This window comes from Neptunomonas sp. (assembly GCF_016744175.1).
GTDB lineage: Bacteria > Pseudomonadota > Gammaproteobacteria > Pseudomonadales > Balneatricaceae > Neptunomonas.
On sequence record NZ_JADGEV010000002.1, the window covers coordinates 99,418 to 117,732 of the forward strand.

Annotated in this window: 14 protein-coding genes; 1 reads left to right on the forward strand and 13 read right to left on the reverse strand. The window is 44.0% G+C overall.

Translation table 11 applies throughout. From position 1 onward, the window contains the following. Positions 1-8: 8 nt before the first annotated feature. The 6 genes from rodA to QZZ55_RS01525 are packed head-to-tail and all read right to left on the reverse strand — an operon-like array spanning position 9 to position 5,823. Positions 9-1,151: a rod shape-determining protein RodA gene (rodA, locus tag QZZ55_RS01500; protein ID WP_293264571.1), complete on the reverse strand. Its 1,143-nt coding sequence runs from the start codon at positions 1,149-1,151 to the stop codon at positions 9-11. Continuing rightward, positions 1,144-3,060, reverse strand: a complete 1,917-nt coding sequence (gene mrdA, locus QZZ55_RS01505; RefSeq protein WP_293264573.1) for a penicillin-binding protein 2 — start codon at positions 3,058-3,060, stop codon at positions 1,144-1,146. Before mrdA ends, rodA begins: the two co-directional genes overlap by 8 nt. Before the next feature lie 2 nt (positions 3,061-3,062). Continuing rightward, complete coding sequence (gene rlmH / locus QZZ55_RS01510; RefSeq protein WP_293264575.1) at positions 3,063-3,530, reverse strand: 23S rRNA (pseudouridine(1915)-N(3))-methyltransferase RlmH; 468 nt, start codon at positions 3,528-3,530, stop codon at positions 3,063-3,065. After that, on the reverse strand, positions 3,530-3,901 hold the full coding sequence (gene rsfS / locus QZZ55_RS01515; RefSeq protein ID WP_293264684.1) for a ribosome silencing factor: 372 nt from the start codon (positions 3,899-3,901) through the stop codon (positions 3,530-3,532). The genes rlmH and rsfS overlap by 1 nt, the downstream gene beginning before the upstream one ends. 10 nt (positions 3,902-3,911) lie before the next feature. Continuing rightward, entirely contained in the window at positions 3,912-4,589 is a 678-nt protein-coding gene (nadD, locus tag QZZ55_RS01520; protein WP_293264577.1) for a nicotinate-nucleotide adenylyltransferase, read from the reverse strand. After that, on the reverse strand, positions 4,567-5,823 hold the full coding sequence (locus QZZ55_RS01525; protein ID WP_293264579.1) for a glutamate-5-semialdehyde dehydrogenase: 1,257 nt from the start codon (positions 5,821-5,823) through the stop codon (positions 4,567-4,569). Before QZZ55_RS01525 ends, nadD begins: the two co-directional genes overlap by 23 nt. A 119-nt stretch (positions 5,824-5,942) precedes the next feature. On the opposite strand from QZZ55_RS01525, the gene QZZ55_RS01530 reads away from it, so the two are divergent. Beyond that, entirely contained in the window at positions 5,943-7,577 is a 1,635-nt protein-coding gene (locus QZZ55_RS01530) for a hypothetical protein (RefSeq protein ID WP_293264581.1), read from the forward strand. A 40-nt stretch (positions 7,578-7,617) separates the two neighbouring features. Here the strand turns inward: QZZ55_RS01530 and parC are convergent, their stop codons facing one another. From parC to QZZ55_RS01565, 7 genes are all read right to left on the reverse strand, one after another. Beyond that, positions 7,618-9,888 (reverse strand): DNA topoisomerase IV subunit A, encoded by a 2,271-nt coding sequence (parC, locus tag QZZ55_RS01535; RefSeq protein ID WP_293264583.1) that lies wholly within the window; start codon positions 9,886-9,888, stop codon positions 7,618-7,620. 22 nt (positions 9,889-9,910) lie between these two features. Next, entirely contained in the window at positions 9,911-11,803 is a 1,893-nt protein-coding gene (gene parE / locus QZZ55_RS01540) for a DNA topoisomerase IV subunit B (RefSeq protein ID WP_293264585.1), read from the reverse strand. A gap of 17 nt (positions 11,804-11,820) precedes the next feature. Beyond that, on the reverse strand, positions 11,821-12,456 hold the full coding sequence (locus QZZ55_RS01545; protein ID WP_293264587.1) for a YqiA/YcfP family alpha/beta fold hydrolase: 636 nt from the start codon (positions 12,454-12,456) through the stop codon (positions 11,821-11,823). Positions 12,457-12,514: 58 nt separating this feature from the next. Further along, positions 12,515-13,270 (reverse strand): metallophosphoesterase, encoded by a 756-nt coding sequence (locus QZZ55_RS01550; protein ID WP_293264589.1) that lies wholly within the window; start codon positions 13,268-13,270, stop codon positions 12,515-12,517. Positions 13,271-13,275: 5 nt separating this feature from the next. Continuing rightward, positions 13,276-13,719, reverse strand: coding sequence for a DUF1249 domain-containing protein (locus QZZ55_RS01555; protein WP_293264591.1), 444 nt, complete (start codon positions 13,717-13,719; stop codon positions 13,276-13,278). After that, complete coding sequence (locus QZZ55_RS01560) at positions 13,716-14,348, reverse strand: NUDIX domain-containing protein (protein WP_293264593.1); 633 nt, start codon at positions 14,346-14,348, stop codon at positions 13,716-13,718. Before QZZ55_RS01560 ends, QZZ55_RS01555 begins: the two co-directional genes overlap by 4 nt. 204 nt (positions 14,349-14,552) lie before the next feature. After that, positions 14,553-18,254, reverse strand: a complete 3,702-nt coding sequence (locus QZZ55_RS01565; protein ID WP_293264595.1) for an ABC transporter substrate binding protein — start codon at positions 18,252-18,254, stop codon at positions 14,553-14,555. Positions 18,255-18,315: the final 61 nt, after the last annotated feature.

An 18,315-nucleotide genomic window follows, 5' to 3' on the forward strand; every position in this document is an offset into this window, starting at 1 on the left:
TTGCGTTATTACCTCATCACCATCTGTTTGTGACTATACACTGACATTAAAATACCAAAACCAGCCATCAATGTAACAATCGACGTACCACCATAACTAATCATCGGTAATGGCACACCCACCACGGGTAATAAACCACTGACCATTCCAATATTAACAAAGACATACACAAAGAAAGTTAACACGATACTACCTGCTACAAGCCGACCAAAGCTGTCCGGCACACGTGCCGCCATCCACAAACCTCGCCCAATAATTAATATATAAAGACAAAGGAGAATCATAACGCCAAATAGCCCTAACTCTTCAGCAATGACGGCAATAATAAAATCGGTATGCGACTCAGGCAAGAAATCTAACTGGGATTGTGTACCACCAAGCCACCCTTTCCCCCAAACGCCTCCCGATCCTATGGCTGTTTTAGATTGAATAATATTCCAACCAGACCCTAGTGGATCGCTTTCTGGATCAAGAAACGTCAATACTCGTTGTCGTTGATAATCCTTCATGACCATCCATAAACCAGGCAATGCTGCTGAAGCAACGCCAAACGCCCCTAAAATATACCGCCAGCGGATTCCAGAAAACAACATGACAAAAACGCCTGATGCGGCAATCAATAAAGACGTACCCAAATCAGGTTGTTTCATAATTAATACTGTCGGCAACCCGATTAGTATCAAACTGACAATACAGTGTTTAAAACTTGGTGGTAAAGATCGCCCTGCAATATAGCAAGCCACCATAAGTGGCAATATAAGTTTCATAATTTCAGATGGCTGAAAACGAAAGCCAGGTAGAGCAATCCACCTCTGGGCCCCTTTCGCCCCAACTCCGAAAAACATAACAGCTAATAACAAAATAACGCCTGCGGCATACACCCATGGCGCCCAACGCATCAAAATTCTCGGACTGAACTGAGCCAACATCACCAAAACAAAAAAACCTGCGCCAATACGCACAGCTTGGCGTATAACATAGTCAACATCTTGCCCGGACGCGCTATACAAAACAAACAATCCGAAGGAACACAATAAGAACAAAAAGAACAACATCCAAGCGTCTAGATGGGTGTGGCTCCACCATCCTTTTTTACGACGTAGATGGTGGCCTGCCTCAGGCATAGAGCGCTCAAAATCACGACTACTCATGACCCGCTCCTGTGTCTTCAATCACGTCCTCTGTTGGATCTATCCCTAATAGATACGCATCCATCACTTTTCTGGCAAGTGGTGCTGCCGTACTCGACCCACCGCCTCCATTTTCCACAATAACCGCCAATGCTATGCGTGGTTTGTCCGCTGGAGCAAATGCAACAAACAGAGCGTGATCATGAAAGCGTTTTGAAAGCGCACTTGCATCATATCTTTCATCTTGCTTAATCCCGACAACTTGCGCAGTACCGGTTTTACCCGCAATCTTATATTGTGCGTCTAAACCAATTTTGCGAGCTGTACCACGTTTGCCATGAACAACCTCCACCATATTATCCACGATCAATTCCCAGTACTCAGGATGCTTAAGCTCAATATCTTTTGGATAGGGCGTCGCATTTAGGATTTCCGGCATTTTAATACGGACTGTGCCTTCTTCATTTTTATCCCGAATACCTTTAAGGAGCTTAGGTTGAACCCACTTGCCACGATTGGCCAAAACAGTCGCAGCCGTCGCTAACTGTAGAGGTGTTGTTAGTAAAAAGCCTTGCCCAATACTGAGGTTCAATGAGTCTCCGGGATACCAAGGAAGCTTTCTCGATCTGCGCTTCCACTCTCTTGAAGGAAGGATAGCCGCTAACGCCTCAGGCAAATCAAGACTTGTTACTTGTCCAAAACCAAAACGCCCAAGATAATCCGACATCGGATCAACGCCCATGCGATAACCTGCATCATAAAACCAAACATCACACGACTGCGCAAATGCCAGCTTCATATTAACTTTACCATGCCCCCCACGCTTCCAGTCACGATACTTTCGACCGCCTTTAGTTAGCGTAAAAAAACCGGGATCCCACACAGAGTGTGTCGGTGGAACTGATTCGGAATCAATTGCGGCCAAACCAATAACAGGCTTAATAGTCGAACCAGGAGGGTAGCGCCCACGCACGGCTCGATTAAATAAAGGTAGATCAGGCGAATCTCGCAGCGCGCTATAGCTCTTACTGGAAATACCGGTCACAAACAGGTTAGGGTCATAACCTGGGGTTGAGACCAACGCCAATATACCACCGGTAGCAGGATCTATCGCCACAATAGACGCTTTCTCACCTTGCACCAGCTTCTCTGTTATCTGCTGCAACTTAAGGTCAATATGTAACTGCAGATCCTTACCCGGGATAGGGTCAGTACGTTCAAGCACCCTCATAACTCGGCCACGAGCATTAGTTTCTACTTTTTGCATGCCCACCGAGCCATGCAATATCGATTCATAAAATTTCTCTACACCAAGCTTACCTATATAATGCGTACCCGCATAAGCCTTAGGGTCAGAGGCTTTTAATTCTTTTTCATTGATGCGTCCAACATAACCCATGGCATGTACCAAACTTTCTCCGTATGGGTAATAACGAATTAAATCCGCCTCTACCTGTACTCCTGGAAGCCGATGGTAATTGATCGCAAGTTTGGCAATCTCTTCCTCAGTTAATCGAAACCTAACAGGAACGGTTTCATAAGGACGTCGACGCTGGTTAAGACGTTTCTTGAAGCGCTCAATATCTTTATCACTAATTTCGATAATATGCTGTAGCTCAGCGAGTGTCGCATCAAGGTTCTTACCCACCTCCTCTTTTAGAAGCGTGACACTATAGCTGGGACGGTTATCCGCTAACAAAACCCCATTCGTGTCATAGATAAGACCTCGCGTAGGTGCAACCGGTTGCAGCTGCACACGGTTTTGCTCAGACATAGCCGCATAGCGGTCATATTGCACGACCTGTAAGTAATAGAGCCTACCTAAGAGCACACCTATTAATAGCAATACAACCATAAACGCCAAAAATGCACGAAAACAAAAAGTTCGGCTTTCTTGGGAATGGTCTTTTAAACGTTCAAATTGAGACATGGTTACTTGTGATACGGATGACCCTGAATGATTGTCCAGGCTCGGTAAACCTGTTCGGCAAGAATGACGCGAACTAACGGGTGAGGTAATGTTAGACCAGAAAGAGACCACTTTTGGTCAGCTAAAGCGACACAGCGTGGATCAAGCCCATCCGGCCCGCCAACTAATAGAGAAATATTACGTCCATCCATCTGCCACTCACTCACTTTTGCTGCAAGCTGCTCAGTTGACCATGAGCGCCCTTCTACTTCCAAGGCAATTACCCTATCGCCTTTTGGCATAGCCGCCAGCATAGCATCACCTTCTTGGCGAATAGCACGAGCCATATCAGCACCTTTACCGCGGTGGCCCAGAGGAAGCTCAACTAGCTCTAACGTCATTTCATGCGGCAAACGTTTACTGTATTCATTGAATCCAACAGCAACCCAATCAGGCATCTTTCCGCCGACAGCCAGTAAACGTATTTTCATTAACTTAACCCGCTCACATTTGAATCTGATTCATTATCATCTTCTATCGGGTCAAACTGCCATAAACGCTCAAGATCATAGTAGCTTCGTGCGTCAGGCATCATAACGTGAACAACTAACTCACCTAAATCAACCAACACCCAATCACCATCACTTTGACCTTCACTACCTAGTGGCTCAACGCCTTCTGCTTTTACTTTATCTGAAACCGCTTGAGCCAGTGAAACCACATGACGCTTTGAAGTACCGGTAGCAATCATCATAAAATCGGTAATACTCGACTTTCCACGCACGTCGATAATTTCAATATCTCGCGCTTTCACGTCTTCAAGCGCATTACGGACAAGCTCAATAAGCTGCTTACTTTGCATTGACAATTAACTATCCTTTATCTGTGTAATAGAGTTTATGTTTTTGTATATAGTGCCAGACAGAATCTGGCAATAAATATCGAGGGGATTCACCATTAGCCATCAACTCACGAATATGGGTGGCTGAAATACTTAATGGCGTCAACTCATGTATCAAAATACTACCTGACGGAGTCTTCAGCATATCATCTTTCGTTTCTACCTGATGCTCCTCCAATAGTTGCTTCAAGGCCCCGTTCGGATCAAACAGATATCCAGGCCTCGCTACAACTATTATATGGCAGAGCGACAGGTACTCATCAAAACGAAGCCACTGATCTAGCGACAAAAATGAGTCCATTCCCATCACCATACAGACAGGCGTCTCTAAGCCAAGTTCCTGACGCAAAGCCTCCAAGGTATAAATCGTATAAGAAGGTCGATCCGAAAGAATTTCTCTGGGATCACAACGTAACGCGCCTTCTTCAGCGATTGCTTCTTCAACCATAGCTAATCGTGCTATCGCAGTAGAACCTGGAACCTGCCGATGTACTGGCACATTAGATGGCATTAGAGACACAGAGCTAACATTTAGCCATTGCTGTATTTCTAATGCTGTTCTCAAATGTCCGAAATGGACGGGATCAAATGTCCCCCCCATAAATACATGGGCCGCTGCCATTGGATTACTGTCGAATATGACCGTCACCCAATACTACGTATTTTTGTGATGTTAACCCTTCTAGCCCGACAGGGCCGCGTGCATGTATTTTATCAGTAGAAATACCAATTTCTGCACCCAGCCCATACTCAAAGCCATCCGCAAAACGCGTAGATGCATTAATAACTACTGAGCTGGAGTCAACCTCACGCAAGAAACGACGTGAGAGCGTATAGTTCTCAGTCACTATTGCATCAGTATGATGCGAACCGTACTGGTTAATATGCGCCATCGCCTCATCAATATTAGAAACAATCTTAATTGATAAAACGGGTGCAAGATATTCCGTCGACCAATCAGACTCCGTCGCTGGGTTAACACGTGGCGCTATCGCACGTGTTTGCTCACACCCGCGCAATTCAACACCTGCAGCAAAGTAGCGATCAACCAAGTCACCTAATACTGCTTCAGCAATATTTTCATGGATCAGTAAGGTTTCCATCGTATTACACGTGCCATAACGATGCGTTTTTGCATTGAGTGCAATATTGACTGCTTTTGCTCTATCTGCCTGATCATCAATATACACATGGCAGATACCATCTAAGTGCTTAATCACAGGCACTTTAGCATCACGACTAATGCGCTCAATAAGCCCCTTACCACCACGTGGAACTATCACATCCACGAATTCAGGCATCGTAATCAACTGCCCAACCGCTTCTCGATCAGTCGTTTCTACTACTTGTACAGCTTCTGCAGGCAGCCCGGCCTCTTTCAGCCCTACACGGATACACTCTGCAACGGCTTGGTTAGAATGAATAGCTTCTGAGCCGCCACGTAAAATAGTGGCGTTGCCTGATTTTAAGCACAAGCTAGCAGCCTCAACCGTTACATTTGGTCGGGATTCATAAATAATACCAATAACACCCAAGGGAACACGCATTTTACCTACTTGAATCCCGGAAGGGCGGTAATTCATATCGGTGATACTTCCTACCGGATCAGGCAATGCGACTACTTGGCGTAAACCTTCGATCATTCCGTCGATAGTTGCATCGTCTAATCCAAGTCGATCCAGCATAGCTGCATCCAACCCGTTTTGACGGCCGCTCTCGAGATCTTTCTTATTGGCTGTTATTAGCTCATTACGGCTGCTATCTAATGCAGTAACCATGGCCAATAACGCTTTATTTTTAACACCCGTTTCCGCTCTCGCCACTAATCGGGAGGCTTCTCTGGCGCTTTGCCCTAACTTGTTCATGTATGCTTCAACGTTCATCACTTACCCTTTCGCGTTCACGTGAACTCATAATTATACAATGCTATCAATCTCGGGTCATGAACTGCTTTATATGAGTGACCAGAAAGACCACTAACTGCTATCATCGGCACTAATAAATGGACAACCTTCAACGGATACATAATAGCAATATGCTAGCCACTTTAAAAAAGCCGCACTATCGCCTGATATTTGCCACAGCATTAGTCATGTTATCTGGCTGGATGCTTAGCGCAACGTATCTTTACATTGCAGCTGAAAACATAGCAAAGAGTGAAGCAACAAAGACAGCAAGGTTTACTGCCCGACAAGCGGCGATGACGATCCAGCCTTACCTTTTAGCAGAAGATATCATTAGCCTTAATTTTTTTCTCAATAGCTTATCGGAAGCGCGACAAGTCAAAGGCGTTGCCGTTTTCAACAAAAATAACAAGCTCATTGCTCGCGCAGGAGAAAGTAACGATGCGGAGCAAAAGGTCATTTTGGGAAGCCCGCAAAACCCTATGGGCACATTGAAACTCTATACAAGCCATGATGCCGAAAAAAACATGCTTACCGGCCTGTTGTGGCAAATTTCCATCCTTTCTATTACGACCCTATTAGCCACTTTAGTAACGCTATGGCTGTCCCTGAAGCAGCTCGTTTTACGATCAGCCTCAGCAGACGAAACACAAAAGACACCTTCTTCTTCCATTGAGACAAGTGACTTACTATCTAAACACAACGATACTTTGCCGCCGACAGAAATTACGCACGAAGAAAAAAATAATGAAACACCAACAGAAAATTTTTCTCAAGTGCTTGAAAACGCCAGTGGTCAGCCGTCATTAAAAGAGAGCAGTATCAAAGGCGGCCCATTAAGCCCTGCCCAAGACACTGAAAGAAGCGACACTCATACCATAGATGAAACCCTAGATAACGACGAACTTGTCGACTTACTTAGGCCTGATACTACACAACGAATGCCTCACTTTATACCAGCACCCATTCAGCCAGAGAATGAGCAGAAACAGACACCACAAAAAGAGCCGAGTTATGCGCTAGAAGAGAGTCAACAAAGTCTTTCTGAATCTCGCACTGAATCGCCCAGGTTAAAAACCAACCCTTTACGCAATAATGGGCGAGAAGAAGAACAACTCGATTTATACAGCTTAGAACATCAGCTGGAACTATCGCTGCAGCCCAAAGAAGCTGCCTATTTATTTTATATAGATGCAACAACGGGGCATGCAGACTACGTCGAACCTGATGAACATAATTATTTATTACAAACTTACGAGCAGCTAATCAAAAAGGTTTCCGCTATTTATGGTGGGTCTGTATCTATTGATGCTAGTGGGGACATGCAGCTATTTTTTGACGACCAAGATGAAGAGGATGGACATGGCGTTCACGCTCTTTGTGCTGCAAAGCTTTTTACACTACTTTATAGAGCATTCAATCACGCACGTATTAAGTCATTTAAACCTGTTTTGAATTTACACATGGCTATCGTACGAGGCAACCGCGATAAAATTAATCTTATTAAAGAAGAAGCACTCTTTTTAACACGCACAACTCAAACAAATGAGCTGATCAGCCATACTGCACTCACAGAAGCCAACCAACTCAAATCAACGCTATTATCCATTGCTGATGTTCGTCGCGAAGATGAAGACAAGGTACTAATACTTTCCCTTACATCCTCGTACCAAGCACTCCTCACAAAGCAAGCGACACACATATTAACAAAGCCTGCTACTGGAAAAGCATAGCAACCCATCGCAATACGCATCAATAATCTGAAATACTAGGTTACGAGTCTAGTATTTCAGTCTTACTACTCATCACCTCCAGCTTATCTACACGCTGATAACCTCGCGGCAATTTGTTACCTCGTCGCCCACGCTCTCCTCGATAATGCTCAAGGTCAGAAGGTTTTAGCTTAAGATGCTGACGCCCCGCATGCACTTGCAGTATTGAGTCAGGCATCAACACAACAACATCACAAACAATCTCTTCTCGTGTTGCGGCACGCACAGACGGAATGTTAATGATTTTATTTCCCTTACCTCGCGCCAACTCCGGCAGCTCTGCCACAGGAAACACCAATAAGCGCCCTTCACTGGTTATCGCGGCTAACAAGGCCTGCTCCATATTTTCAACTTTCACAGGGCCTAACACTTGGGCATTTTTGGGTAATGTAAGAGCAGCTTTACCATTTTTAGTTTTACTGGAAAGGTCAGAAATCGATGTAATGAATCCATACCCTGCATCAGATGCCAACAGGATCTTATCATTGTCTTTTCCAGACACAGCCGCCTCAATTGTGGCTCCTTTTTGAAGCGTCACCCGCCCAGTGATCGGCTCACCCTGGCCGCGCGCTGACGGTAGAGTATGCGACTCAAGAGTATAGCTTCGTCCAGTCGAATCTAGCAAAATCAACGGCTGATTCATTCTCCCCGCACACGCTAGCTTAAAGCTATCCCCAGACTTATAACTCAAGCCTGCACCATCTATATCATGCCCCTTAGCTGCGCGAATCCAGCCTTGCTTAGATATAATTGCCATCACAGGATCAGAAGACAGCAAATCTTTTTCATTAAAGGCTTGAGCTTCACTACGTATTACAACAGGTGAGCGGCGCTCATCACCATAGGTTTCCATATCGTCTTTGAGTTCTTTTTTGATCAGTGTGCGCATACGCTGGTCTGAACCCAGTATCAACTCAAGGCGCTTACGCTCAGCATCAAGCTCATCCTGCTCAGACTTAATTTTAAACTCTTCTAGCTTAGCAAGGTGGCGCAGTTTAAGGTCCAAAATTGCATCAGCCTGAGTCTCGCTCAGACTAAACCGCTTCATCAACTCTTGCCTAGGCTCATCCTCATAACGGATGATAGCAATCACTTCATCTATATTCAGATACGCGACCATCAAACCTTCAAGAATGTGTAAGCGATCCAGCACTTTTGATAAACGATGCTCTAACCGGCTTCTCACAACACCCGTGCGCCAACTTAGCCATTCAGTCAAAATCATACGTAGATTTTTCACTTGAGGGCGCCCATCAACACCGATCATATTCATGTTGACGCGATAGGTTCTTTCCAGATCAGTAGAGGCAAATAGATGCGCCATCAACTGTTCTGCGTCGATGCGATTTGAACGTGGAATAATCACTAAACGTGTGGGGTTTTCATGATCCGATTCATCTCGCAGATCAGCTACCATCGGTAGTTTTTTCTGCTGCATCTGCTGAGCGATTTGTTCAAGAATTTTATCACCCGACACCTGATAAGGCAGCGCAGTAACAATAATATCGCCTTGCTCTTGCGTATACACAGCACGCATACGTACTGAGCCTCGGCCAGTCTCGTAAATCTTTTGCAGGTCACTTGGTGACGATATAATCTCCGCGTCCGTTGGCATATCAGGCGCAGGAACAAAAGTGCACAATTCAGCAATGTCAGCTTTTGGGTTATCCAGCAGGTGAATACATGCCGAGGTGACTTCACGCAGGTTATGCGGTGGTATATCAGTCGCCATACCTACCGCGATACCACTACCACCGTTCAGTAAAATATTAGGCAATCGAGCAGGTAAAACTGCAGGCTCAACCATAGTACCGTCAAAGTTAGGCAACCAGTCAACGGTTCCTTGACTGACTTCCTGTAGCAATACTTCTGCATACTTTGCTAGCTTTGCTTCGGTATATCGCATGGCAGCAAAGGACTTAGGATCATCTTGTGATCCCCAGTTCCCCTGCCCATCAATTAATGGGTAACGGTAGCTAAAAGGCTGCGCCATCAACACCATCGCCTCATAACAAGCACTATCGCCGTGAGGATGGTATTTACCTAACACATCCCCCACAGTACGCGCTGATTTTTTATGCTTAGCTGAGGCCTTTAACCCAAGTTCAGACATCGCATAAACAATACGACGCTGTACCGGCTTCATTCCATCACCTACATGCGGTAAAGCACGATCCAAAATGACATACATGGAGTAATCCAAGTACGCTTTTTCGGTGAAATCTTTTAAGGGTAAACGCTCAATGCTATCGTCTGTTATTACTTCACTCATATCTCAACATCCATCCAACTGACTACTTTTGAGCCAGGTCACCCTTACTTTCCAGCCAGCTTTTACGATCAGCGGCGCGCTTTTTAGCTAACAACATATCCAACATCTCATGCGCGTTATCTTCAGCGTCAACAGTGAGCTGTACTAAACGGCGTGTGTCTGGATCCATTGTTGTCTCACGTAATTGCAGGGGATTCATCTCCCCCAGCCCTTTGAATCGCTGTACATTAATTTTAACGTTTTTGCGTTCGGCACGTATGCGTTCCACGATGCCGTTCTTCTCAGCGTCATCCAGTGCATAAAACACATCTTTAGCCGCATCAATACGATATAGCGGCGGCATAGCAACATAAATGTGCCCGGCATCTACCAAGGGTTTGAAATGGCGTAAAAATAATGCGCAGATCAAGGTAGCAATATGTGCACCATCAGAATCGGCATCGGCTAACACGCAGACCTTTCCATAGCGCAAACCTTCCAAGTTATCTGAGCCTGGTTCGACGCCCACTGCCACTGAAATATCGTGAATTTCCTGCGATGACAGAATTTCTCCAGAATCAACTTCCCAAGTATTCAGTATTTTCCCACGTAACGGCATAATTGCCTGAAATTGTCTGTCACGCGCTTGCTTGGCAGAACCACCAGCAGAATCACCTTCCACCAGAAACAGTTCAGAACGCATTGTTTCTGAACCGGCACAGTCAGCCAATTTACCGGGAAGTGCTGGACCTTGAGTAATTTTCTTACGCACTACTTTCTTACTAGAGCGTAAACGTTTCTGAGCATTAGCAATGACACTTTCAGCTAATTGCTCTCCCTCTTCAACATGGCTATTTAGCCACAGTGAAAAAGCGTCCTTAGCGGAGCCCGAGATAAAGGCAGCAATATGCCGAGATGAGAGTCGCTCTTTAGTTTGGCCGGAGAATTGAGGGTCACGCATTTTTGCTGAGAGGATAAAAGCACAACGCTCCCAAATATCGTCCGCTGTTAATTTCACGCCTCGCGGTAACAAGCTGCGAAATTCACAAAATTCGCGCATCGCCTCAAGCAAGCCGGTTCTGAACCCATTAACATGGGTTCCGCCTTGCACTGTTGGAATGAGGTTAACAAAACTTTCACACGTTAACTCTCCCCCTTCAGGTAACCATTGCACCGCCCACTCAACAGCGTCTTCCTCTCCTTGCAAGGAGCCGATAAAGGGCTCTTCAGGTATCGTTTCAAATACCTGCGTTGTTCCACGAAGATATGCACTAAGTCCGTCTTCGTAATACCACTCTTGCTTTTCGTTTTTACCGCTACTCTGATCTGTAAAAGTAACTTTTAACCCAGGGCAAAGAACGGCTTTGGCACGTAAATTATGTTTAAGATGAGGGACACTATATTTGGGTGAGTCAAAATATTGCGGATCTGCTAAAAAGCGAACGGTAGTCCCGGTATTACGCTTACCACAGGTATCAATCACTTCTAATTCAGAGACTTTAAATCCATCGGCGAATCCGATTTTATACACATTAGCATCGCGCTTAATTTGTACTTCAAGCAACTTAGACAATGCATTCACAACAGAGACACCAACACCGTGCAATCCACCGGAGTAGTTGTAGTTGTCATTATTGAATTTACCGCCTGCATGTAAGCGAGTGAGGATAAGCTCAACTCCACTAACGCCCTCTTCAGGGTGTAGGTCAACAGGCATACCGCGTCCATCATCACTGACAGACAAAAATCCATCTTTATGCAGAATCACATCGATCTGCTTAGCATGCCCTGCCAAAGCTTCATCGACTGAGTTATCAATAACTTCTTGCGCTAGATGGTTAGGACGGTCAGTTTCTGTATACATACCTGGACGTCGTTTAACCGGGTCCAGCCCACTTAAGACTTCTATCGAGTCAGCTGTATATTGCGTTGACATCTATTTATTTATTCCTGTCACTCTATAAAAGAAGGTAAAGGGTTCGCTTCTGGTAACACTAGCTGCCCCCTGGAAAAACTGATAATCGCAGGAATCAGTTTTTCAAATTGATCGAAACCATGACTACCACCGGGCTGGATAAAAGCAGGAGATTCATTAAAAAACTCAACCGCTTCACGATAATCCAACGTTTCATCCGCTGTTTGCGTTAATAATAAATAACGCTGAGGATCTGCCACCTTATCTACAGCCAAGGCTTCTAGCTGAGTCAAGTGCTCTCGCGTTAACGTATAACGCTCATGCGTGTATAGATTTTCATTATCTCCTAACCACTCAGCTAATAAATGATAAGGATAGATCGCTGGATTCACCAGTACTGTTGTGCAATTTTCATAACGTTCTGTTAACCATAAGCTATAAAATCCACCTAATGAGCTACCAATTAATAAAACTGGACGCTGCGGATTTTCAGTTATCAATGCTTCTAGCTGCATTATCGCTTTTGACGGCCAATGCGATAATGCAGGTACGGAATAATCACCGATATCGGCCTGTTTATGATTCGCTTTAAGATATTCCCCAAATAATCGTGCTTTCACTGAATCTGGCGAACTATTAAAGCCGTGTATATAGATAAATAACGGCAACAACATACTGGTTATCCTTACAGTGTTTAGAAGAAGTTACCTAAGGTTTCAATGGGATGCAAGCTCAGAAAGGGACTCGTTTTACGATTGTTTCATACCGACCGTCATCAAACAGATCGATAACCCTATAGCCTGGTAACGAGAGATCTCTATCAGGCTCTAACAACGGCGTATCAGTACCCACTGCAAATTGAGGCGCTGTTGCTGGTGTGACCAATACTGCTACATTTTCTCGATGTATTTGATGCTCCTGATGAAGATGTCCACATAACACTAACTTTAACTTTTCATACGAAGCAACTTGCTTCCAAAAAATCTCTTTATTAGAAAGCATAATCTTATCTTGCCAGAGACTTCCAACGTTAACAGGCGGATGATGCAGCCCTATAAGTATGAAATGGTTAGGATACTCATTCACAACGTTATCCAACCAACACAACTGCGCACCACTGAGCGCGCCACCACCCGCACCATCGGGTTCGGAGGTAGAATCCAATAAAATAACGCACCACGCCCCTTCCACCACAACTTTTCCTGAAAGGCTTTTGTATTCCAGCATTTTGCTGGCATCATCATGATTGCCGGGAATCCAACGAATAGCTGTCGCCATATTGATTGTATAGGATTGCAAACGATCATAAACGGTGCTGTAACCGTGATGAGCGAGGTCACCCGTCAGCAGCAATATATCAGGACAAGGATGAGTAGCTCTTACGTCATCGAGAACAGCCAGCAAGCGCTGCTCCGGATTCTCCTCTTTAAACAGATCATCTTCACCAGCTTGCAAGTGACAGTCGGTAACTTGAATAATACGCGTCATATGCATTAGGCAGTAAACACAGGTTCTATAAATTGCCCATGCTGCTGACAATGACTTAACCATTCTCCCAAATAATTATTCAGCTGTACTTTCTCATCCGGCTGATGCATTTCACGATTAGGATAGGGGTACACTCCAGATAATTGGCGACGACGTTTCAGACAAATCACTTCCGCCATGTTGGCATCATGATAAAGCCTAACAATCAGCGCGGGAGATTCAAGCCATGACGAACCACTTTCTTCCTGTTGCGAAATTTGTAATGTAGTGGTGTAAACAAACCGCTCTTCTACTTCAATCCGTATTTGCGTCTGATGCTCTCCGCATACCAGACGGAACTCGCGCATATCGCACTCTTCCAAATCAGGCATTAGCTTATTCAAGCGGGCATAGTTGACCTCACATATGGCCATTTGCCGCGTTAAATCAGGCACATATTTACGTTTCATACAGCGTCAACGCTCCATTTTTCTTTTATCACCGCTTTATTTAACTGTAGCCACTGTATTGCAATAATTGCAGCAGCATTATCCACATCGCCCGTCTTCAACATCGCTACCGCAACATCAACAGGAAACAAATGTACTTTAATGTCCTCTCCCTCACCTTCCAGCCCATGAACACCACCTAAGCCATCACTATTCACACAGCCACAATACAAATCTATATACTCTCTGGCTCCACCTGGGCTTGGAGTAAACCGGCTAATATGCTCAAGTTGTAGTATTTCTGCCCCTGCCTCTTCAATACTCTCTCGCCGAGCTACCTCTTCAATAGTTTCGCCAGGCTCAACAAGACCTGCAACAAGTTCCAGCAACCACGGACTGCGAGGGTGATCGATTGTACCAATGCGAAACTGCTCAATTAAAACAACAACCTCTCGCTTAGGGTCGTACAAAAGTACACACACCGCATTAGGCCTCCAAAAGAGATCTCTTGTAATCTCTATTCCCCCACCTTCAAAGCGCTTATGACGTAGCTTTATTTCTCGCATCTGATAAAAGCTATCACAGATAACTGTGTCTTCTTCTACCTCAAAATCAGCGATGCTAAATGCAGGGCTCCAGTGCTTGCTCATCGGCAATGCTCCATCAAAGTGAATAAAACACAGGTCTAGGTTCTAGTTAAAATAGCAAAATAAACACAATGGAAGAAATACGATCTTTACGCAGTATAGTCTGATTAGTAACGGAGACCAAAACCATCAGTTTTAGCGAGAAACAAGCGAGGAACTTCTAAAGCTGCTCGACTGATTGCAATAAGGTATTAAAAGCAGGCAAAATTAATCTTCTTGTGAATCCATTTCAACATCAATATATTTCATTATTTCATCCAACGGCGCCGGGCGAGCAAGTAAAAAGCCCTGCCCCATTTCACAGCCATTTTCTCTCAAAAAAGCCAATTGCTCATGTGTTTCAATACCTTCTGCTATCACTGCCAAGCCCAGTTTGTGCGCCATAGCAATAACAGCGGAAGTAATTTCCATATCACTTTTATCTTGAGGAATATCACGAACAAAAGATCCATCTACTTTTAGATTATCAAAAGGCAGACGTTTTAAGTAACTAAGCGAAGAGTATCCTGTTCCAAAGTCATCAATAGCTAAAGAAACCCCTAAAAGTTTAAGCTGATGTAGAGTATCAACAACAACATCAACCTCCTCCATAATCATAGATTCAGTTATTTCTAACTCAAGTAGCGATGCAGGAAAGTCATTTAATTCCAACGCTTTTTTGATTTTATTCAGCAACTCTGGATCAAAAAACTGACGCATAGATAGATTAACGGCTATACGAATGGAATACCCAGCCTCAATTAACGAACGCCCTTGGCTACACGCTTCGTTTAACACCCATTCACCTAGCTCAACAATTAAACCAAGCTCTTCAGCTATCGGAATAAACTCACCAGGAGACACTCGCCCTCTTTCAGGGTGATCCCAACGCACTAATGCTTCCAAGCAAACAGGCTGTAGCTCTTTTAGAATGGTCCATTGCGGTTGGTAATGAATACAAAACTCATTATTTTTTAGCGCATTTCGTAGTTCCTGCTCCATGCTGGCACGATTCACTACTTCATCATTCATTTCATGAGTGAAAAACTGAAAGTTATTTCGCCCCTTATGCTTAGCTTCATACATTGCTAGGTCGGCATTTTTCATCAGCACTGCCCAGTCATCACCATCAGTAGGCACCATAGTAATACCTAAACTAATCGTAACTTTTACTTCACTGCTCCCAAGTAAGACGGGGCGGCTAATTGCCTTGAGCAATTTATTTGCGACTGCAGCTACCTCAGCAGGCCCACTAACATCAGGCAACAGCACTATAAACTCATCGCCCCCAATACGCGCAATCAAATCTGACTGTCGTAACGTAGCTCTTAACCTATCGGCAATAGCCTGCAATAAACCATCACCAACATCGTGCCCTAAAGTGTCATTTATCTGTTTAAAGTTATCTAAATCCAGATAAAATAGCGCAAAAATTGTAGAGTTCCTCTTTGCTTTTTTGAGCTCTACATCTAACTGCTCTTTAAATAAACGCCGATTTCCTAGCAGTGTAAGCGGATCATAAAAAGCAAGCTGTTCTATCTGTTCCAATGTCTTTTTCTGTGCTGAGATATCTTCACTAACGCCTATGAAATGTGTAATTTCATGTGCTTCATCAAGGATAGGAGAAATAGAGAGCATTGACCAATAAGGCTGCCCAGACTTAGTTTTATTGCGAATTTCTCCATGCCAATCATGCCCCGCAAGTATGACATCCCACATTTCAGCATAAAACTCTGGCGCAGTTTCTCCTGCATTTAAAATTGCGGGAGTTTGCCCTCTAACTTCATCCAAGGAGTATCCGGTAACATCCGTAAACTCTTCATTCACATACTCAATTTTTCCTTTTTCATCAGTAATCAACACCATCGTTGGACTTTGTTCAACAGCTCTAGATAGCTTCTGTAAGTCCCCTTCAACTTGCTTGCGTTCCAACGCCAAACTTACCAATTGAGATGCTTGTTCCATCATTGCTATATGGTCATCACTTGGTTCAAGTGGGTAGTGGTGATAAATGGCAAACGTACCCAAAATATCATGTGTAGAACCAAAAATGGGCTGAGACCAACATGATGCTAAATCAGCTTTTGCAGCGAGCTCTTTATAGTCACTCCAGTAAGGGTCATTTTGAATATCCGCGCTAATAACCATCTCACCAATACTTGCAGCTGTGCCACAAGAACCCACCCCCACCCCAATTGCTAATCCATCAATAGCCTCACTATAAAACTCAGGCAAGCTAGGAGCAGCACCACGTAGAAAATGTTTTTTTTCTTTATCTAATAACAGAATAGAGCACACACTATTCGAATAAACACCTTCTATACCTTTTACAATTTCATTAAGAATACTGCTCAATGAAACACCACGAATCAGCATATCTAGCACTCGCGTGCTCTGTTTTAGCAATGCATTTTCAAAGTGCCGGCTAGTAATGTCTCGGTTTACAGCCAATAACCCAATCACTTTTCCATCAGAATTCTTTAAGGGAGTTTTCATACACTCAATTAGCTGATCTGCGCCAGACCTTCCTGCCACCCAAATTTCTTTGCAAATCACCTCATCTTTTGCGAATACCATTGCATCTTGTTCATTCGTTAAATGTATATTTTTTTCTGTGAAAAAATCCTCAACACGACTGCCTATAACGCTCTCACGTGATTGCCCTACAAAAGCGGTAAACGCCTGATTGCAATCTAGGTATCGACCATCCAGACCTTTGGCATAAATATGATCAGGATTTGAGTTCATCAACGTTCTTAACAACAATGTTTCATCAACAACATGCTCTAACTCATCATTGAGCGACGAAATCTCATTCCTTTTTCTACTCCACTCAAAAATACCGCCTGTTAAAATGAAGAACAAAAAAACAAGAGGGATGATCAAGTAATTAGAAAACTCTTCCGGTTCAATAGGGTTAAGAATAAGACTGCCTTGCGGAATATTCTCTTGATCAATGCCGTGTTTTTGGAGCGCTACACCATTAAAAACAGATTCAGCTGGACTCTCAAGAATAATGGGCAACTCATCAATAGACTTACCACGAAGCACTTCTAGTAAATACTCAGCAGCCACAGCACCTTGTAGAGAAGACGTTGCTACATAGCCTCCGACTACACCTTCTGCTATAGCAGTATCCCATGCTGAATAAATAGGGACCGATGTACTCTCTAATAGAATACCAATGCTCTCTTTCAACGTCATCGAGAGGCCATTTTTATCTTTATGCAAAGGCAATCTAAACACGATAGTGCCAGGCTTTAATTCAGAAAGCTGCTGCTTGAGCTCGGATAGCGTCCAGTCACTAATCGACCGAGTAGAGAATGTGGATTTATATTGCTGAGCCGCAAGTTTAAAACGCTTCTGCTCAGCCAATCCGGTTGGAGTAGCATCACTCAATAAGACAACTTCGGTCATATCAGGATGCATAGACATCAGTAGTTTATAATTAGCATCTGGAGCCGTCGTTTCAGCAATCCCTGTAATGAGCTTATCATTACCGATTAAATATTCAGAATAGGAGTTAACACCAACAAAGACTACGGGGATACCGGCAAAGTGTGACTGCCGATATTTCATTAGAAAACTCAACGCATTATTGTCAGTAACAACAATAACATCAAAGTGGCTAACACTTTTCTCAGCCAACACAGAGGCAACCAAAGGGAACATTGTTTTGATTGGAAAGCGTTTGGTATCTAGGTATTCAACGTGTAAGTCAATTGGAAAGCCAGCTTCATCTAAAGCTTTCTTGAAACCCGAATAGATTCCATCCGACCATGGAAAGCCTTGGTGATAAGAATTGATCACTAAAACGGTTTGGCCATAGCTAGAGTCTGCTTTCACTATAGCCGACACACTTGTCAGCAAAAGAAAGAAAAACAAAGAAAACTGCCAACATGTTGTTTTGGCAATACTTTTTAGCGACATAATGAACCGGCACGATCAGTCTAAGTTGGCCTCAGTATAGTCCTCTATTTCAATATTCGCC

What these genes read in the sequence shown, in the direction of transcription:
- QZZ55_RS01545 (WP_293264587.1), bottom strand. Translation starts at nt 12,456, where the DNA reads ATGTTGTTGCCGTTATTTATCTATATACACGGCTTTAATAGTTCGCCA.
- rsfS (WP_293264684.1), bottom strand. Translation starts at nt 3,901, where the DNA reads ATGCAAAGTAAGCAGCTTATTGAGCTTGTCCGTAATGCGCTTGAAGAC.
- rodA (WP_293264571.1), bottom strand. Translation starts at nt 1,151, where the DNA reads ATGAGTAGTCGTGATTTTGAGCGCTCTATGCCTGAGGCAGGCCACCAT.
- mrdA (WP_293264573.1), bottom strand. Translation starts at nt 3,060, where the DNA reads ATGTCTCAATTTGAACGTTTAAAAGACCATTCCCAAGAAAGCCGAACT.
- QZZ55_RS01560 (WP_293264593.1), bottom strand. Translation starts at nt 14,348, where the DNA reads ATGAGCAAGCACTGGAGCCCTGCATTTAGCATCGCTGATTTTGAGGTA.
- QZZ55_RS01555 (WP_293264591.1), bottom strand. Translation starts at nt 13,719, where the DNA reads ATGAAACGTAAATATGTGCCTGATTTAACGCGGCAAATGGCCATATGT.
- parE (WP_293264585.1), bottom strand. Translation starts at nt 11,803, where the DNA reads ATGTCAACGCAATATACAGCTGACTCGATAGAAGTCTTAAGTGGGCTG.
- QZZ55_RS01550 (WP_293264589.1), bottom strand. Translation starts at nt 13,270, where the DNA reads ATGACGCGTATTATTCAAGTTACCGACTGTCACTTGCAAGCTGGTGAA.
- QZZ55_RS01565 (WP_293264595.1), bottom strand. Translation starts at nt 18,254, where the DNA reads ATGTCGCTAAAAAGTATTGCCAAAACAACATGTTGGCAGTTTTCTTTG.
- rlmH (WP_293264575.1), bottom strand. Translation starts at nt 3,530, where the DNA reads ATGAAAATACGTTTACTGGCTGTCGGCGGAAAGATGCCTGATTGGGTT.
- QZZ55_RS01530 (WP_293264581.1), top strand. Translation starts at nt 5,943, where the DNA reads ATGGACAACCTTCAACGGATACATAATAGCAATATGCTAGCCACTTTA.
- parC (WP_293264583.1), bottom strand. Translation starts at nt 9,888, where the DNA reads ATGAGTGAAGTAATAACAGACGATAGCATTGAGCGTTTACCCTTAAAA.
- QZZ55_RS01525 (WP_293264579.1), bottom strand. Translation starts at nt 5,823, where the DNA reads ATGAACGTTGAAGCATACATGAACAAGTTAGGGCAAAGCGCCAGAGAA.